This window comes from Reyranella sp. GW821-FHT12G01 (assembly GCF_058806575.1).
Genome location: NZ_JBXAPV010000001.1, coordinates 3,919,063 through 3,936,691, shown reverse-complemented (window position 1 = coordinate 3,936,691; position 17,629 = coordinate 3,919,063). Strand labels below are relative to the sequence as shown.

Here is a 17,629-nt window from a genome sequence, read left to right as displayed (position 1 = left end):
CGATCCCGAGCCGCGTGTGAGCGGCGGTTTGTATTGGGGGCTGCACGTGGCATTTCCGGCGAACATCAATCTGTCGTCGCTCGGCGGCACGACCGGCTTCACCTTCCTGACCCCAACGGGTTATGGCGCGATCGTCGCATCGGCGGGCGACGTCAACGGCGACGGTTTCGCCGACATGATCCTGGGCTCGCCGCACAGCACCCCTAACGGGGCCGATTCCGGCGCCAGCTACGTGGTGTTCGGCAAGGCCGGCGGCTTCGGCACCTATATCGACCCGGTGACCCTGAACGGCAGCGATGGCTTCATCCTGAACGGCGTCGCGGCGTCCGACTTCAGCGGCTGGTCGGTGGCGTCGGCCGGCGACGTCAATGGCGACGGCGTGGCCGACATCATCATCGGCGCGCCGCTGGCCGACGCGAACGGCGTCGATTCCGGTGCGAGCTATGTCGTGTTCGGCAAGACCGGGGGCTTCGCGGCGGCGATGGATCTTTCCGCCCTGAACGGCACCAACGGATTCCGGCTGAGCGGCGCCGCAGCCGGCGAACATGCCGGCCGGTCGGTCGCGTCCGCGGGCGACGTCAACGGCGACGGCTATGACGACCTGATCGTCGGCGCCGAGGGGGCCCAGGGCAACGCTGCCGGTTCGGGCGCGAGCTACGTGGTGTTCGGCAAGGCCGGCGGTTTCGCCGCCAACGTCGATCTCGGCGGCCTCGACGGCACGACGGGCTTCAAGCTGTCGGGCGTGGCAACAGGTGACAAGGCGGGCATGTCCGTCGCCTCCGCGGGCGACGTCAACGGCGACGGCTACGACGACCTGATCGTGGGCGCCTATGGCGTGGACGGACCCGACGCCGATGTCGGCGCGACCTATGTGGTATTCGGCAAGGCGTCGGTATTCGACGCCAATCTCGATCTATCGACGCTCGATGGCGCCAACGGCTTCCGGCTCAAGGGCGTCCTGGGGATGGGCTGGGCCGGCGCCTCGGTCGCGTCGGCCGGCGACGTCAATGGCGACGGCTTCGACGACCTGATCGTCGGATCCCCGATGGTCGGCGGCAGCCATGCCGGCGCGGTCTATGTGATGTTCGGCAAGGCCTCGGGATTTGCCGCAAGCGTCGATCTCAATCCGAACGGCACCGACGGTTTCAGGCTGAACGGGGTGCCGGGCCCCAGCTACACCGGTCTTTCGGTCTCGTCGGCCGGCGACGTCAATGGCGATGGCTTCGACGACCTGATCGTCGGTCAACCTGGGGACGACAGTAGCGGCGGCTTCAGCTTCGTCGTGTTCGGAAAGGCGTCGGGCTTCGCCGCCACGGTCGCTCTCGCCAGCACGTCCAACGGCACCGCTGGGTTCGCAATGTCGAACTCCGCGATGACCTATGGCATCGGCGCGTCGGTTTCGTCGGCGGGCGATGTGAACAGCGACGGCTTCGACGATCTGCTGGTCAGCGGCGGAGCCGGTCCGAGCTACGTGGTGTTCGGCGGACCGTCCGGAACCTCGTCGGTACCGGGGACCCCCGCTGCGCCGGTGACGACGACCGGCACCCCGGCGGCCGAAGTGTTCACCGGCGGCAGCGGCAACGACGTGCTGACGGGTGGCGGCGGGGCCGACGTGTTCCATGCCGGCGCGGGCGACGATACGATCGTGGTCGCCGATCTCGACTTCGCGCTGGTCGACGGCGGCGGGGGCTTCGACACGCTGAAGCTCGACAATGGCGGGGTGGGCGGCATGGTGCTCGACCTCACCGATCCCGCGATGCGCGCAAAGATTCAGGACATCGAGCGCATCGACATCACCGCGCCGGGGAACTGGACGATCGTGGTCGACGAGGCCTCGATCCTGGGCGACGGCTTCGTATCCGGTGGCAAGCACACGCTGCAGATCGACGCCGGCGCCTGGATGGGTGGCTACGACGATGCGGTCCAGTTCAAGGGGCTCGGCTGGCAGCAGCTCTCGAATACCGACCACGGCGGCTATTCCTTCCTGCGCTACACGCTCGGCAACGCCGTCGTCGAGGTCGACTCCTACATGAGCGTGTCGTTCGCGCAGACGCTCAGCCTCGCGGACCTGAACGGCGCCGACGGCGGCAAGCTCACGGGCGCGACGGGCGACCAGAGCGCCTGGTCGGTCGCGTCGCTGGGCGACGTGAACGGCGACGGCTTCGAGGACTTCATCGTCGGCGCCACGGGCGCCGATCCGCACGGCACCGATTCGGGCACGGCCTATGTCGTGTTCGGCAAGGCCTCGGGTGTCGGCCCGAGCTTCGATCTCTCGACCCTCGACGGCACGACCGGCTTCAAGCTGGCGGGCGTCGCTGCGGGCGACCTGGCCGGCTTCTCGGTGTCCTCGGCCGGCGACGTGAACGGTGACGGCTTCGCCGACATCTTCGTGGGCGCCGCCTATGCCGATCCGCACGGCGCCAATTCCGGCGCGGCCTATGTCGTGTACGGCAAGGCGTCGGGCTTCGGCGCCACGGTCGATCTCTCCGGCCTGAATGGCACCACCGGCTTCAAGCTGAGCGGCGTCGCAGCGGGCAATCTCGCGGGATATTCGGTCTCGTCGGCGGGCGACGTGAACGGCGACGGTTTCGACGACATCTTCGTCGGCGCGCCGCATGCCCATAACGGCGAGTATGGCGGCGCCAACGGCGGCCGCAGCTACGTGGTGTTCGGCAAGGAAGGCGGTTTTGGCGCCAACCTCGACCTGTCGACCCTGGACGGTACCAACGGCTTCAGTATCCCGGGCTTCCTGCAGTCGGGCACCGCGGTCGCGAGCGCCGGCGACGTCAACGGCGACGGGTTCGACGACCTGCTGGTCAGTGTCAAGAACCAGGGCGCTTTCCTGATGTTCGGCAAGGCGTCGGGATTCGCAGCTACGGAGTTCATCACCGGGCTTTACCGGGTGTACGATGGCGGCAGCGGGCTCGCCGCCTCGCTCGCGGGCGCCGGCGACGTCAACGGCGACGGCTATGACGATTACATCGTCGGTGCGCCCTATGCCGACCCCAACGGCGCCCATTCCGGCTCCGCCTATGTCATCTTCGGCAAGGGCACCGATTTCGCCTTCTTCACGAAGACGAGCGATATCGACGGCTGGAACGGCTTCCGCATCGACGGCCTTGCGGCGGGCGACCAGCTCGGCACGTCGGTGGCCTCGGCCGGGGACTTCAACGGTGACGGCTTCGACGACCTGCTGATCGGCGCGCCGGGTTCCGGCAAGACCTACCTGGTGCTGGGCCGCGGCAACTTCTTGGGCAACCCGACCGTCGATCTCACAGGCGGCCTCGCCGCGGGCGTGCTGCGGATCGACGGGCTGGCGGGCGACCTCACGGGCCGCTCGGTCTCCTCGGCCGGCGACGTCAACGGCGACGGCTACGACGACCTGCTGATCGGCGCGCCGTCGGGCAGCTCGGGCGCGGGCGACACCTACATCGTCTACGGCAATCCGCTGAACACGGTCGTGACGACCAGCGGCACCGGCGCGGCCGAAGCGCTGGTGGGCAGCGCCGGCGACGACGTGCTGACCGGCGGCGGTGGCAGGGACTCGTTCCATGGCGGTGCGGGCAACGACCGCATCGTCGTGGGCGATCTCGGTTTCCGGTCGGCCGATGGCGGCACCGGCATCGATACGCTGGCGTTCGGCGGCGGCGGCCTCAGGCTGGAACTCCAGAGGCCGCTGGTTGCGGCGAAGCTTGAGAGCATCGAGCGCATCGACCTCACCGGCTCGGACGACAATATGCTGCGCGTGAACCAGGCCGCCGTGCTGGGCGGCGTCGGCGAGACTGTGGGCGGCAAGCACATCCTCACCGTCGAGGGCAATGCCGGCGACGTGGTGCGGTTCGAGAATTACCAATGGACGCTCGGCGGTTCCTTCACCGACGCGACCGGCACCTTCAATCGCTACGTGTTCGGCAACGCCGAAGTGAACGTCGAGCAGGGCGTCTCCGTCGAGATCGTCGCCAGCACCACCGTCTGGCACCTGTCGGATATCGCCAGCTTCGGCTTCACCATCCGGGGCGACTACGGCAGCAACCGCGCCGGCTGGTCGGTCGCCTCGGCGGGCGACGTGAACGGCGACGGCTACGACGACCTGATCATCGGCGCGCCTCAGGCCGGCGGCTCGGTCGATCCCAGGGCCGGCTCGGCCTATGTCGTTTATGGCTCGGCGTCGGGCTTCCCCGCGTTGTTCGACCTCACGCCCTTCTTCAATCCGACCAACCCCACGGGCGCGGGCAACCTGCAGGTCAGCACCGGTTTCAAGCTGGTGGGCCCCGGCAGCGCTGCCGCCGGTTCGGCGGGCTGGTCGGTCGCCTCGGCAGGCGACGTGAATGGCGACGGGTTTGCCGACGTGATCGTCGGCGCCTATCGCTCCGATGCCGGCGGCTACCATTCCGGCCAGGCCTATGTCGTGTTCGGCAAGGCGTCGGGCATTCCTCTCAACGTCGACCTCGGCGCCCTGAACGGCACAGATGGCTTCAAGCTGACCGGCAGTGGCAACTGGGCGCGCGCCGGCTGGTCGGTCTCATCGGCGGGCGACATCAACGGCGACGGCTTCGACGACATGATCGTCGGCGCCTGGTACGCTCCCGCGGCCCCGGGCATCGGCGCCGCCTATGTGATCTACGGGAAGGCGTCGGGCTTCGCGGCCAACATCGCCCTCGAGAGCATGAGCGCGGCGGACGGCTTCAAGATCAGCCAGGGATCCGGCATCGGCTGGTCGGTCGCCGCGGCGGGTGACGTCAATGGCGACGGCATCGACGACCTGTTCGTCGGCGCCAAGTTCGACTACGCGAACGGCTACCAGAACGGCGCGGGCTACATCGTGTTCGGGACGACAGCGGGTTTCCCGTCGTCGTTCGACGTACGGCTGCTGAACGGCAGCAACGGCTTCAAGGTGACCGGCGAGCGCGCGGGCGACTTCGCCGGCACCTCGGTCGCCGCGGCGGGCGACATCAACGGCGACGGGTTCGGCGACATCGTGATCGGCGCCTACGGCGCGAGCGTGCCGGTTGGCTACCATGCCGGCGTCGCCTACGTCGTGTTCGGCAAGTCCGGCGGCTTCGACGCCAACGTCGAGCTTTCGAGCCTCAACGGCCACAACGGCTTCAAGATGATCGGCGTCGGCGGGGTGGGCATCACCGTCGCCTCGGCGGGCGACTTCAACGGTGACGGGTTCGATGACCTGCTGGTCGTGTCGCCGGGCACGGAATCGACCGGCAACGGATCGGGCTCGGTCTACCTGATCTTCGGCAAGGCCGCGGGCTTCGACGCGATGCTCGATCTCAGGGAGCTGGACGGCGATGCCGGCCTGCGCCTGGACGGAATTCGGGCCGAGGGCGACTTGTTCGATCCCGGCTCGCCGCGCTCGGCCGCCTCGGCGGGCGACGTGAACGGCGACGGCTACGACGACATCATCATCGGCGCACCGGTGGCTTACTACGAGACCGGCGAGAGCTACATCGTGTTCGGCTCTGCCTTCGGTACAGTCGTGACCTTGGTCGGCACGGCCGCGGCGGAAGTCTTCATCGGCGGCACCGGCAACGACGTGCTGACCGGCGGCGGCGGGGCCGACGTGTTCCACGCCGGCGCGGGCGACGACCAGATCGTGGTGCACGACACGAATTTCCGCCTGGCCGATGGCGGCAACGGTATCGACACGCTGGTGCTGAGCGACGCCGGCCTCAGCCTCCATCTCGAAAACCCGCTGATCGCGGCGAAGCTCGAAGGCATCGAGCGGATCGATCTTACCGGCACCGGCGCCAACGACGTGCGGATCAGCCAGGCGGCCGTGCTCGGTGGCATCGGCGAAACCGTGGGCGGCAAGCATATCCTCACGGTGCTGGGCGACGGCGACGACACGGTGCTGTTCTCCGACCCGCAGTGGATGAAGACCGGGTCGTTCACCAGTCCGGACGGCACGTTCGATCGCTACGAGTTCGGCAATGCCGTGGTCGATGTCGAACAGGACGTTACGGTGCCCATCGTCACCGTCGAGGGCACTTCCGGTAACGACACGATCACGGTGAACGATACCGTGCCGGGCCAGCCCACCGCGACGTATCGCGACGACGTGCTGAACGGCTATGGCGGCAACGATATCCTGAACGGTGGTCCCGGCGCCGACACGATGACCGGCGGCTTGGGCAACGACAAATACTTCGTCGACAATGCCGGCGATGTGGTGATCGAGGAGGCGGGCGAGGGCAACGACACGATCTACACCACTGTCGACTTCACCCTGACGCCAGACCAGGAAATCGAATACCTGCGAGCGCTGGCCGGCTCGACCGGCCTGACCCTGACGGCCAACGACCGCGGCGTTGCCCTGTTCGGAGCGGACGGCGGCGATCACCTGATCGGCGGCAGCGGCAACGACAAGCTCGATGGCGGTCTGGGCGCCGACACGATGGAGGGTGGCACCGGCAACGACACCTATTACGTCGACGACGAACACGACGTGGTGAGCGACACGGGCGGCACGGACACGATCCGCACCACCGCCGACTACACGCTCACGATGGGCCAGCAGATCGAGTATCTGCGTGTCTCCGGCCTCACCACGGCCGGCCTCACCCTGACCGGCAATGAGCTGGCAAACATGCTGTTCGGCGGCGCCGGGCACGACACGCTGAACGGCGGCAACGGCAACGACAAGCTCGATGGCGGTGCCAATACCGATGTGATGAGCGGCGGGGCCGGCAACGATACCTACTATGTCGACAATGCCGGCGACGTGATCTTCGAGACGACCGGCACCGACACGATCCGCACGACGGCGAGCTACGAGCTGGCAAGCGGCCTGTCGATCGAGAAGATGTACGTCTCGGGTACGGCGGGGCTGACCCTGACGGGCAACGAACTCGCCAACGCGATCTATGGCGGTGTGGGCGTCGATCATCTGATCGGCGGCGACGGCAACGACCTGCTGAACGGCGGGCTGGGCGCCGACATGATGGACGGCGGCGCCGGCAACGACACGTTCTATGTCGACAATGCCGGCGACGTTGTGACCGATTCGTCGGGCACCGACACGATCCGCACCACCTCGGACTACACGCTGGCCGATGGTGTTGCGATCGAGACCCTCCGCGTCTCGGGTACCGATGGCCTGACGATCACGGGCAACAACCTCGCCAATGCCATCTTCGGCGGCGACGGCATCGACCATCTGAACGGCGGTGGCGGCAACGACCTTCTGGACGGCGGCCTCGGCGCCGACCTCCTGGCGGGCGGCGATGGCGACGATACCTATTATGTGAACGATGCCGGCGACCTGGTGACGGAAGGCGCGGGCCTTCTCAGTGGTGTCGACACGGTGCGTGCGTCGGTGACCTACGGGCTGACGGCCAATGTCGAGAAGCTGATCCTCGCCGGGTCGGGCGACATCAACGGCACGGGCAACGATCTCGACAACAGCCTGACGGGCAACGAAGGCCACAACGTGCTGGATGGCGGTCTGGGCAAGGACACGCTGAACGGCGGCGGTGGTGGCGACACGTTCCGGTTCAGCACCGCGCTGGGCGGGGCGAACGTCGACCGCATCGTGAAGTTCGACCATGCCGGCGACACGATCCAGCTCGCCCACGACATCTTCGGTGCCCTCGGGCTGGGTGAACTCGACGCCGGCGCCTTCAACCTGGGCTCGGTGGCGCTCGAGGCGGACGACCGGATCCTCTACAACGCCAGTACCAAGGGCCTCTATTACGATGCCGACGGCCTGGGCGGTGCAGCGGCTGTGAAGTTCGCGACTGTCACCAGTGTCACGGGCACGCTCGACCATACCGACTTCTTCGTGGTCTAGCGGGGCAGGGGGCGTGGCGGCGGTGAAGTTCGCCACGATCACCAACCTCACCGGAACGCTGGACCACACCGATTTCTTCGTAGTGTAACCCGGGGCGGCGAGTTCCGTCGCCCTGGGGTATTGGTCCGGCGGCCAGTCTCCCGCATAGTGCGGCCGTGGCGGATGGCCCACAGCAGCGGGGGACTGAATGGCTGAGGATATGAAGCGTGGTCTGGTGCAGTCGAGGAACTACTGCACGGACCGGCTTGCGGAATTGAAGGCGGAGCTTACCAGCCTGCAGGATGAAGGCACCGAATCGAGAGCCGCGCTGGAGGCCAGTGTCGATCCCCAACAGGCCGGCCTGATCCGCCGTCGCCGCCAGTACCTGAACCGCCGCATCGGCGAACTCAAAGCCGAACGCGAGGCGCTCATCGCCGAACGGCAGTCGGCAATCGACCAGCTGACCGCTCTCGCCGGCTGAAGCCCGGCGCCCGGGTGCGAGCCGAAGCGCCGGCGCTCAGGCGCCGGCGGAGCGCAGGAATCGCAGGAACAGGTCGCCGATCAGGTCCGGCGCCTCGACGAGGACCGAGTGCCTCAGGTGGGGCAGGATCACCAGCTCGGACTTCGGCAGGGCCGCCGCGATCTTCTCGTTGAGGGCGGGGCTGCAGCCGGGATCGAACTCTCCCGTCATCACGAGGGTTGGTGCGGCGATCTCGTTCAGCCAGGGGCCCGTGTCGGTCGTTGCGAAGACGCGGTAGGTCTCGAGATAGACCCGCGGGTCGGCGTTCAGCATCTGTGACTTTCTCATCTCGACGACATCGGGATGATCGCGCCTGAATTCGTCGGTGAACCACCGATCGAGCATCGTATCGAGGATGCCCGGCATGCCTTCCGCCTCGATCTTCTTCACGAAATTCGCGCTGTTGAGCTTCGCTTCGGGGCTGCGGAACGCCGCCGTGCAGATCAGGCCCAGCGATTTGATCCGTTCGGGATGGGCGCGCGCATAGGCCGGGACGATCATGCCGCCCAGGGAATGGCCGATGAAATGCGCCTGCTCGATGCCGAGCTGCGCCCGCAGCGCTTCGAGGTCCGCGACGAACTCATCGAGGCCAAACGGCGCATCAGCGCCCTCGGATCCGCCATGGCCCCTGAGGTCGTAGGAGATGCACCGGAAATAGGGCGAGAGCTTCGCGACGATGCCTTCCCAGACCTGGCGGCGCGCGCCGACACCGTGCGTCAGGAACACCGCGGGACCGTTTCCCACGATCGAATAGTCGGAGCGGATCGGCAGAGCCATGGTGGAGGCCTCTTAGGATAAATCGTGTGTGCGTCAGTTCAGGGCGATGAAGATGTCCGTCCCCTCGATCTTGAGGGGGAAGGTCTTCAGGGGCACTTCGGGCGGGCCCTCGACGACGGCGCCGGTGCGGATGTCGAAGAACGCCTGGTGCAGCGGGCATTCCACGCATCCCTTCTCGACATACCCTTCCGAGAGGAAGGCGAACTGGTGGGTGCAGATGTTGGCGGTGGCGAAGTAGCCATCCTCGAGGCGGAAGATCGCGATCTCCTCGCCGGCCACCTCGACGCCGATCACGTCCTTGTCGGCCAACGCGCTCGTCTCCGCCGCCTTATGCCAGGTCGTCATTCATCCTCGCATCAATCAGTCTGATATCGATATAATTACTATCGATAACTTCGATGTACCTTGAGCGAGATAGACCATCCGGCCCGGACTCGAGTCAATTCCGTTCCACACCCATCATCAACATCATCGATATTGTTATAGATCGTATCGATTTGAGAATAGGGCGGGGCACCGTCATGCTTGGCGAACTAGCAAGAGGGCCAAGGAATGGACAGGACGAGCAAGACGGTCGGCGGCAGCGAAGGTTCCTACGCCAAGACGTTCCTGCCCATTACGCAGGCGGCCCACCCGACCGGCGAGATGTATCACGATCCCGCCGTGCTGGAGCGCGAGAAGCAGGTGATCTTCGGTGAGGATTGGCTGTGCATCGGCCGCGCCGAGGAAATCGCAAACCCCGGCGACTACAAGACCTTCCGCATCGTCGAGCAGCCGGTCCTGCTGTGCCGGACCGCCGATGGTAGGATCGCGGCCTATTCCAACACCTGCCTCCATCGCGGCGTGGAAGTCGCCAGCGGCGCGGGCAACACCAAGGAATTCACCTGCCCCTATCACGGCTGGCTCTACAATCTCGAGGGACAGCTGATCGGCGCGCCGTACATGCGCGACTCCGAAGGCTTCGACCGCAAGAACTGCAAGCTGCCGGAACTGCCCTGCGAGACCTTCCAGGGCTGGGTGTTCGTGTCGCTGAACAAGACGCCCGAGAAGTTCGAGACCTTCATCGCCGAGTTCGCGGAGAAGTTCGGCTATATCGACATGGAGCCGATGCGTCTCGGCATCCAGCGCGACATCCCGCTCAGCTGCAACTGGAAGCTGATGGTCGAGAATTTCATCGACTTCTATCACATCGGCGTCCTGCACAAGGACACGATCGGCCGCTACATGAAGACGACCGACGTGCCCTACGAGACGCGCAAGCGCGGCCAGGTCTTCATCAACGAGTATGACGCGGGCTCGCACACCAAGTCAGGCGAGGTCTTCGTCGAGCCGATCCCGGCGCTCAAGGACAAGCCGCCGCGCTTCTCGCAGGCGGGCGTCATCACGCCCAACGTGAACTTCTTCGTGCGGCCCGACTACGTGATGCTCTATTCGTCTTGGCCGGTCGACGCGAACACGATGATCATGAAGCAGTTCATCGTCTTCCCGAGACACATCGTCGAGGCGCCGAACTTCCCCGAGGTGAAGGCGCAGTTCCTCGAGATGAGCGACAAGATCCTCGGCGAGGACGTGGCCATGGTCGAGTCGCTGCAGAACGCGTCGCGGGCCAAGCACTTTGTCCCCGGCCGCATGAGCCGGCTCGAGAAGGGCGTGCAGCATTTCATCCTGCACAATCTCGACCGGATCTACGGCGAACGGCAGATGGCCGCTGCGGCCGAGTAGGGGCTGGGGCGATGTTCTACGAATGCGCCCGCAACGATCATGGGCTGCCGCATAACCCGCTGAAGCAGTGCGTCGTGCCTCGGCCGATCGGTTGGGTGTCGACGATCGACGGCAAGGGCCGGGTCAACCTGGCGCCGTTCAGCTTCTTCAACCTGGTGAGCGAGCATCCGCCGCTGGTGATCTATTGCCCGGTCGGCGCCCACGCCGAAGGCGGCGAGAAGGATTCGCTGCGCGCGGTGCGCGACGTCGGCGAGTTCGTGATCAACGTCGCGACCTATGGTTTGCGCGAGGCGCTGAACGTGTCCTCCGCACCGGCGGGCAGCGATGTCGACGAGTTCGAGCTGGCGCGATTGACCAAGGAGCCGTCGCAACTGGTGCGTCCGCCGCGGGTGAAGGAGTCGCCGCTCCACCTGGAGTGTCGCCTGGTCAAGGTGATCTCGATGCCGGGATCGTTCGGCGGCGTCGACAACTGCATGGTGCTGGGCGAGGTGCTGGGCGTCCACATCGCCGACCATCTCCTGCAGGACGGGCTGCTGAAGATCGACCGGCTCGAGCCGATCGCGCGGCTTGGCTACCAGGAATACGCGGTGGTGCGCGAGACCTTCACCATGCCCCGACCCACACGTGTGACTGTCGAGAGCGCCTGAGCTCACAAGCCAAGGGAGTGCCCATGTTCACGTCGAAGCGGTTGCTGCGTGCGGCAGACAACCTGGTCAACAAGCACTTCGCGGTGGGCAATGGCGAGACCGTGCTCATCACCGCAGACACGGCGACCGAGGGCAAGCTGATCCAGGCGGTCGCCGATACGGTGATCCAGGCCGGAGGAAAGCCTCTCATCGCGGTTGCGCCGCAACTGCCGTTCCAGGGCGGGCTGGCGGATCCCTATGTTTCCGACGCGCTCAAGGCCGCGGCGATCGCCTGCGACGTCTGGTTCGACTTCTGTTTTCCCTACCATGCCGGCTCGGGCGCGCACTCGGCGGCGATGGACGCCAACCGCTGCCGCTATGCGCTGCTGGCGCTCGCGGAGGCCGACAGTTTCGAACGCCTCTACGGCTGCGTCGACTTCCCGGCGATGATGGACTTCAACGTGGCGCTGGCGGAGTTCTTCGCCGAGGCGGCGGGCCAGCAGGTGCGCTTCACTTGTCCCAGGGGCACCGACGTCACGCTGACGCTCGACAAGCTGAAGATGATCCGCCAGCGCGTCTGCCAGAGCCCGGGCATGAATACGGTGCCGGGCACGCAGAGCTTCTATCCGGTGATGGACAGCGTGAAGGGCAAGATCGTCATCCAGGCGCTGTTCGACGAATATTACCGGACCTTGCGCGAGCCGATCACCATCGAGGTCGACGGCAAGATCAAAGGCTTCAGCGGCGGCGGCACCGAGGATCGGCCGAGCTTCGGGCGGGCGCTGCGCCGCGCGGGTGGCAAGGGCGACTATGGCTACTTCGTCCATTTCACCCTGGGCTTCCATCCTGGCACGATGCTCACCCAGCGGCAGTTTATCGAAGATATCCGCGTTCCGGGCTCGAACGCGATCGGCATGGGCCTGCCCTGGTGGGAGCCGGGCGGCGGGGAGAACCATCCCGACGGCATCGTCCTCGACCAGTCGCTCTGGGTCGGCGACGTCCAGCTCGTGAAGAACGGCGACTTCGTGGGGCCGGGCCGGCTCGCCAAGTTGCACGAAGCCTTGTCACGGCGACTGGACTAGGACGCCGCGTGGCCTACCGCATCCACGAGGACCGGCTCGGCGCCGCCTTCGACTGCGCGGCCGACGATGCGCTGTTGCGGGCGGGCCTGCGCGCGGGCCTGTCGCTCGCCTACGAATGCAATGCCGGCGGCTGCGGTAGCTGCAAGTTCGAGCTGGTCGAAGGCGAGATCGTCGACGCCTGGCCGGCGGCGCCGGGCCTGTCGGAGCGCGACCGTGGCCGTCGCCGCTATCTCGCCTGCCAGTCGCAGCCGGCTTCGGACTGCCGCATCAAGATGATCGGCCGCGGCGATGCCTCGGAGGCGCCGTTGCCCGAACGGATCAGCGCCACCCTCGAAGCGGTCGAGGATCTCACCCACGACATGCGCGAGTTTCGCTTCCGCACCGAACGGCCGGCCAACTTCCTGCCGGGCCAGTATGCGTTGCTGTCGCTGCCCGGCCTGGGATCGATGCGGGCTTATTCGATGTCGAACGTCGCCAACGAAGGCGGCGAATGGCATTTCATCATCCGGCGGGTTCGCGACGGCGCCGCGACATCGGTTCTGTTCGACCTGCGTCCGGGCGCCCGGATCACCCTCGACGGGCCCTATGGCCGCGCCTATCTGCGGACGGCCACGGCCCGGAATGTCGTGTGCATTGCCGGCGGTTCCGGCCTGTCGCCTATGATCGGCATCGCGCGGGGGCTCGATCGCCTGGGGCCGCAGCATGGCGGCAGCTTCGACTTCTTCTACGGCGGCCGGTCGGCCGACGATATCTGCGGCGAGGCGATGCTGCGCGATCTCCCACGGCTGGGCGGCCGGTTGCGCTTCCATCCGATCGTCTCGAACGAGGATTCGAAGTGGGCCGGTCGCACCGGCATGGTCCATGAGCTGGTCGCCGACCTGCCGGAAGAGACCTTCCACCACGCCGACTTCTATCTCGCGGGCCCGCCGCCGATGGCCGAGGCGGTGGTGTCGTTGCTGGCCCGCGGCCGATCCGTGCCGGCCGACCGCATCCATTACGACCGGTTCTTCTGACCCTTGCGCGCCCGCGCGAGCGTGGGCGGCGAATAGGACAGGCCGAGTGCCTCCGGATAGGTCCGCTCCTTCAGCGGCCGGGCATCCACCAATTCCTTGATGACATCGATCAGCGACTGCTCGACCCGGCTGGGCTGAACGCGCGGGTTGGTGATCATGAAGATGTCGACCGGCATCATCGGCTTGTAGGGCGGCAACCGCCACAATAGCCCGTCCTTCTCGTCACGCGCCGCGATGTGGATGGGGATCACGCCGATGCCGACGCCGGCGACGATCATGCGCCGGACTTCCTCCATGTGGTTCGACACCGCGACGGCGGGCTCGGCGAGCTGCATTTCGGCGTGCGCGTCAGCGATCGTCTGCAGCGTGTAGGAGATCGTGGTGGGGCGGTAGTAGCTTACCGATGCTTCGTTGCGCAGCTCGGCGGGCGTGACGTCGCGGCGGCCGAACAGCCGGTGCGTCGGCCCGCAATAGAAGGCGCAATGCTCGCGGAACAGGTGAAAGCACTCGAACTGGTCGGGTGTCTGGTAGAGCGGCGTGATGGCGAAATGGATGGTGCTCGCCGCCATCGCCTTCATGATGTCGGGGCTCGACATCACCGTCGTGAGGAAGGTGGCCTTGGGATGTCGCCGATGGAACTCCGCGAATGCCTCGTTGAGCAGGGGGCTCGTCATGTGGCTGGCCATCGCCAGATGCACGGTGCCGGTAAGTTCACCGCTGAGATCGGCGATCAACAGCGAGATGCGGTCGATGCCGTTGGCGATCTCGCGCGCCTCCCGGTAGAGAACTTCGCCGGCAGGCGTCAGCGCGAAGTTGGTGGGGCCGCGGATGGCCAGCTTGCAGTCGAGCCTTTCTTCCAGCTTCTTCAGCGCCGCACTGACCGCAGGCTGCCCGCGACCCAGCACGTCGGCGGCGCGCGACAGGCTCTGCTGCTCGGCGACCACGACGAACATATGCAGCAGGTTCCAGTTTATTTTCCGGGCGAGCCCCTCGATGGAGCGGACTTGGTGCGTGGGTTGCTTGGCCATCTGGTTCCTAAGGGTGTCAAAATCTGAATATCAAAATTATTGTTTTCGTCATTGAAAATATCAATTTGCCTCATGCATCGGGTCTGTAGGCTAATTGTCAAAAGATCAAGGGGATGGCCATGGTAAGTCGTAGAAAAGACGATGTCTGAGCGCATCGCCGTGGAGCAGAAACTTCCGTCTGACCTGTTGGGCCGTCTTTCCGGCCTCGGGCGCAGGATATTCCTGGCCGGCGGCATCCTGCCGATCGTCCTCGTCATCGCCATTGTCGGCTTCGCGATCGCCGAGCCGCGGTTCCTCACCTACAACAACCTCTTCAACGTTGCCCGCGCCTCGAGCTTCCTGGTCGTCGTCAGCATGGGCCAGATGCTCACGCTGCTGGTGCGCGGCATCGACATGTCGATCGGCTCGACCGAGGCGCTGGTCAGCGTCTGCGTCGCGCTGGTGATGGCCACCGTGCTGGCCGGCGATCCGAATGCGCCGTGGCTCGCCATCGCTGCCGGCATCGGCGCGGGCATGGCGATCGGTGCGCTGGTCGGCGCGGTCAATGGCATCGGCATCGCCGTCTTCAACGTCAACCCGTTCATCATGACCGTAGGGATGCTCTCGATCCTGTCGGGCATCGCGCTGACGGTCAGCGGCGGCATGCCGATGTACGGCATGCCCAAGCAGTTCGGCGAAGTCTTCGCCTATGCCGCACCCTTGGGCATCCCGGCGCCCGTGTGGGTCGCCGGCGGCGTATTCCTGATCATGTACTACATCCTGAACTGGACGCCATTCGGCCGGCGCATCTACGCGCTTGGCGGCAACATCGTGGCCAGCCGCCTCGCGGGCATCAGCACGCGGCTGCACATGGTGATGGCTTACGTCATGTGCTCGGTCATCGTGTCGATCGGCGGCCTGCTGCTGACGGCACGCGTCGGCACCGGCGAGGCGACGCTCGCCTCCACGCACGTGCTCGAATCGATCACGGCCGTGGTCATCGCCGGCGTCTCGTTCTTCGGCGGCATCGGTCGGGTCGGCAACGTCGTGCTGGGTGCGTTCTTCGTCACTCTCGTCACCAACGGCATGAATCTTCTGCGGGTGCCGAGCTACCAGCAGCTGATCGTGCTGGGCGTGCTGCTCATCCTCGCGGTGGTGGTCGACCAGGTGCGCATCAAGATGATGCAGCAGGTGAGGGCGGAATAGCATGGCTCAGGTCCTCGCAGCCTCGCGCCCCGTGGCGGGCACCACGTCGCTCCTCAAGGCCTCCGGCATCGTGAAGTCGTTCGGCGGCAATCGCGCCCTGAACGGCGTCTCGCTGGACGTCCGCGAGAACGAGATCATGGCGCTGGTCGGCGACAACGGCGCCGGCAAGTCCACCCTGGTGAAGATCCTGTCCGGCGCGGAAGTGCCGGACGAGGGCACCATTCACGTGAGCGGGCGTCTCGCCGCCATCCAGAACCCACACGATGCGCACGATCTCGGCATCGCCACGCTGCACCAGAACCTGGGCCTGGTGGACTGCTTCGACGTCCCGCAGAACGTGTTCCTCGGCCGCGAGCTCTCGACCAAGGTGCTGGGCGTGCTGCCGCTGCTGCGGCGCGCCGAGATGGTGGAGCGTACCAAGGCGCTACTGCGCGAGCTCGACATCCGCATGCCGTACCTCGACCGTCCGGTCAGCACCATGTCCGGTGGCCAGCGTCAGGCCGTCGCCATCAGCCGGCTGCTGCTCGGCGACATCAAGCTGATCATCATGGACGAGCCGATGGCGGCGCTGGGCGTGCATGAGGGCCAGAAGGTGCTCGACCTCATCCAGCGCCTGTCCCAGCGTGGCATCTCATTCCTCATCGTTAGCCACAACATGGAGCATGTCATGAGCATCTCCAATCGCGTGGCCGTTCTCAAAAATGGAAATCTGGTCGGTGTCGTGCCGACGGAGGGGACAACCCGCCAGGACATCACATCGATGATCATCCATGGGCGGGTTTAGGGGAGCCATTATCTCGCGTCGAGATATAGCAGTGGGAGCCGTATCATGAGGAAGATTTCTGGGATTGCGATTTCGGCAATGTTGGCGATGCAGGCGGGAGCGGCCTTCGCGGCCGACGACTGGACCGCCAATCTGATGGTCGACGAGAAGAATCCGACCGCCGTCTACAAGCCGCTGCCGGTCGGCTCGCTGACCAAGCCGTGGAAACTCTGCGTCGCCTTCCCGCACATGAAGGACGCCTACTACGTCGCCAAGGACTACGGCGTGCTGATGGAGGCCAAGCGCCAGAACATCTCCGCGACGATCATGGCGGCCAACGGCTACGACGATGTCGCGGGCCAGATCCAGCAGATCGAGGATTGCGTGGCCGCCGGCGGCAATGCCGTGCTGGTCAACGCCGTCTCCAAGTCGGGCCTGAACGGCATGATCGAGGAACTCGCGCGCAAGGGTGTTCCGACGCTCGATCTCGGCAACGGCGTGACGACCGACAAGATCGCGGCGGCGGCACTCGCCCAGTATTATTACGCGGGTGCGACCGCCGGTAAGTACCTGGCCCAGACCTATCCTGCCGGCTCCGGCAAGAAGAAGATGGTCTGGCTCGCGGGCCCGGCCGGCTCGCAGTGGGTCGAGGATGCCGTGAAGGGCATGAAGGACTCCATCGCCGGTTCCGACGTGGTTCTGGAAAAGGTCATCTACGGCGATACCGGCAAGGCCACCCAGATGAAGCTCATCGAGGACGCGCTGCAGACCTATCCCGATCTCGCCATCATCGGCGGCGTGGCGCCGGCGATCGAGGGCGCGATGGAGATCGTCAAGGAGAAGGGAATCAAGGACAAGAAGTTGATCGCCTTCTACTCGACGCCGCCGATCGAGCAGGCCGTGCGCGACGGCATCGTCATGGCGACCGTGAACGACAACAACCTGCTGGGCTCGCGGATCAGCGTCGACCAGGCGCTGCGCATCCTCGAAGGCAAGCTCGAGGTCAAGGTGGCGAGCCGCCAGTTCAGCATCATCGACGGCAAGAACGTGAACACCTACGACCGGACCACGCTGATCGCGCCGGACGGCTTCAAGCCGGTGTTCAAGATCGACGCGGTGAAGAAGTAACCGCG

Annotated in this window: 12 protein-coding genes; 9 read left to right on the top strand and 3 right to left on the bottom strand. The window is 65.9% G+C overall.

Features of this window, described 5'->3' with window-relative positions:
* Window positions 1-46 precede the first annotated feature (46 nt).
* Together AC1RP5_RS19000 and AC1RP5_RS18995 are read left to right on the top strand one after the other, a co-directional pair.
* Entirely contained in the window at window positions 47-7,801 is a 7,755-nt protein-coding gene (locus tag AC1RP5_RS19000; RefSeq protein WP_493113108.1) for a beta strand repeat-containing protein, read from the top strand.
* A gap of 187 nt (window positions 7,802-7,988) precedes the next feature.
* Window positions 7,989-8,261 (top strand): hypothetical protein, encoded by a 273-nt coding sequence (locus AC1RP5_RS18995; protein ID WP_493113106.1) that lies wholly within the window; start codon window positions 7,989-7,991, stop codon window positions 8,259-8,261.
* A gap of 36 nt (window positions 8,262-8,297) precedes the next feature.
* Here AC1RP5_RS18995 and AC1RP5_RS18990 read toward each other — a convergent pair whose 3' ends face one another.
* Window positions 8,298-9,077, bottom strand: a complete 780-nt coding sequence (locus tag AC1RP5_RS18990) for an alpha/beta fold hydrolase (RefSeq protein WP_493113104.1) — start codon at window positions 9,075-9,077, stop codon at window positions 8,298-8,300.
* Window positions 9,078-9,110: 33 nt separating this feature from the next.
* On the bottom strand, window positions 9,111-9,422 hold the full coding sequence (locus AC1RP5_RS18985) for a non-heme iron oxygenase ferredoxin subunit (RefSeq protein WP_493113102.1): 312 nt from the start codon (window positions 9,420-9,422) through the stop codon (window positions 9,111-9,113).
* A gap of 207 nt (window positions 9,423-9,629) precedes the next feature.
* Between AC1RP5_RS18985 and AC1RP5_RS18980 the strand changes: the two genes are divergently transcribed.
* From AC1RP5_RS18980 to AC1RP5_RS18965, 4 genes are read left to right on the top strand one after another with little or no spacing between them, the layout of a single operon-like run.
* On the top strand, window positions 9,630-10,799 hold the full coding sequence (locus AC1RP5_RS18980; RefSeq protein ID WP_493113100.1) for an aromatic ring-hydroxylating oxygenase subunit alpha: 1,170 nt from the start codon (window positions 9,630-9,632) through the stop codon (window positions 10,797-10,799).
* Between the two features lie 11 nt (window positions 10,800-10,810).
* Window positions 10,811-11,446: a flavin reductase family protein gene (locus tag AC1RP5_RS18975; protein ID WP_493113098.1), complete on the top strand. Its 636-nt coding sequence runs from the start codon at window positions 10,811-10,813 to the stop codon at window positions 11,444-11,446.
* A gap of 23 nt (window positions 11,447-11,469) precedes the next feature.
* Window positions 11,470-12,507 (top strand): 2,5-dihydroxypyridine 5,6-dioxygenase NicX family protein, encoded by a 1,038-nt coding sequence (locus AC1RP5_RS18970; RefSeq protein WP_493113096.1) that lies wholly within the window; start codon window positions 11,470-11,472, stop codon window positions 12,505-12,507.
* Window positions 12,508-12,515: 8 nt separating this feature from the next.
* On the top strand, window positions 12,516-13,520 hold the full coding sequence (locus AC1RP5_RS18965) for an FAD-binding oxidoreductase (protein WP_493113094.1): 1,005 nt from the start codon (window positions 12,516-12,518) through the stop codon (window positions 13,518-13,520).
* Here AC1RP5_RS18965 and AC1RP5_RS18960 read toward each other — a convergent pair.
* Window positions 13,502-14,548, bottom strand: a complete 1,047-nt coding sequence (locus tag AC1RP5_RS18960; RefSeq protein ID WP_493113092.1) for a LysR family transcriptional regulator — start codon at window positions 14,546-14,548, stop codon at window positions 13,502-13,504. The genes AC1RP5_RS18965 and AC1RP5_RS18960 overlap by 19 nt on opposite strands.
* A 141-nt stretch (window positions 14,549-14,689) precedes the next feature.
* Here AC1RP5_RS18960 and AC1RP5_RS18955 point away from each other — a divergent pair, with 141 nt between their 5' ends.
* From AC1RP5_RS18955 to torT, 3 genes are read left to right on the top strand one after another with little or no spacing between them, the layout of a single operon-like run.
* Window positions 14,690-15,733: an ABC transporter permease gene (locus AC1RP5_RS18955; protein WP_493113091.1), complete on the top strand. Its 1,044-nt coding sequence runs from the start codon at window positions 14,690-14,692 to the stop codon at window positions 15,731-15,733.
* A 1-nt stretch (window position 15,734) separates the two neighbouring features.
* Window positions 15,735-16,517 carry an ATP-binding cassette domain-containing protein gene (locus tag AC1RP5_RS18950; RefSeq protein ID WP_493113089.1) on the top strand — a complete coding sequence of 261 codons (783 nt, stop codon included), beginning with the start codon at window positions 15,735-15,737 and terminating at the stop codon, window positions 16,515-16,517.
* A 45-nt stretch (window positions 16,518-16,562) separates the two neighbouring features.
* A complete protein-coding gene (gene torT / locus AC1RP5_RS18945) occupies window positions 16,563-17,624 on the top strand; it encodes a TMAO reductase system periplasmic protein TorT (protein WP_493113087.1) in 1,062 nt (353 codons plus the stop codon).
* Window positions 17,625-17,629 lie beyond the last annotated feature (5 nt).

What these genes read in the sequence shown, in the direction of transcription:
- AC1RP5_RS18995 (WP_493113106.1), top strand. Translation starts at nt 7,989, where the DNA reads ATGGCTGAGGATATGAAGCGTGGTCTGGTGCAGTCGAGGAACTACTGC.
- AC1RP5_RS18990 (WP_493113104.1), bottom strand. Translation starts at nt 9,077, where the DNA reads ATGGCTCTGCCGATCCGCTCCGACTATTCGATCGTGGGAAACGGTCCC.
- AC1RP5_RS18985 (WP_493113102.1), bottom strand. Translation starts at nt 9,422, where the DNA reads ATGACGACCTGGCATAAGGCGGCGGAGACGAGCGCGTTGGCCGACAAG.
- AC1RP5_RS18980 (WP_493113100.1), top strand. Translation starts at nt 9,630, where the DNA reads ATGGACAGGACGAGCAAGACGGTCGGCGGCAGCGAAGGTTCCTACGCC.
- AC1RP5_RS18975 (WP_493113098.1), top strand. Translation starts at nt 10,811, where the DNA reads ATGTTCTACGAATGCGCCCGCAACGATCATGGGCTGCCGCATAACCCG.
- AC1RP5_RS18970 (WP_493113096.1), top strand. Translation starts at nt 11,470, where the DNA reads ATGTTCACGTCGAAGCGGTTGCTGCGTGCGGCAGACAACCTGGTCAAC.
- AC1RP5_RS18960 (WP_493113092.1), bottom strand. Translation starts at nt 14,548, where the DNA reads ATGGCCAAGCAACCCACGCACCAAGTCCGCTCCATCGAGGGGCTCGCC.
- AC1RP5_RS18955 (WP_493113091.1), top strand. Translation starts at nt 14,690, where the DNA reads ATGTCTGAGCGCATCGCCGTGGAGCAGAAACTTCCGTCTGACCTGTTG.
- AC1RP5_RS18950 (WP_493113089.1), top strand. Translation starts at nt 15,735, where the DNA reads ATGGCTCAGGTCCTCGCAGCCTCGCGCCCCGTGGCGGGCACCACGTCG.
- torT (WP_493113087.1), top strand. Translation starts at nt 16,563, where the DNA reads ATGAGGAAGATTTCTGGGATTGCGATTTCGGCAATGTTGGCGATGCAG.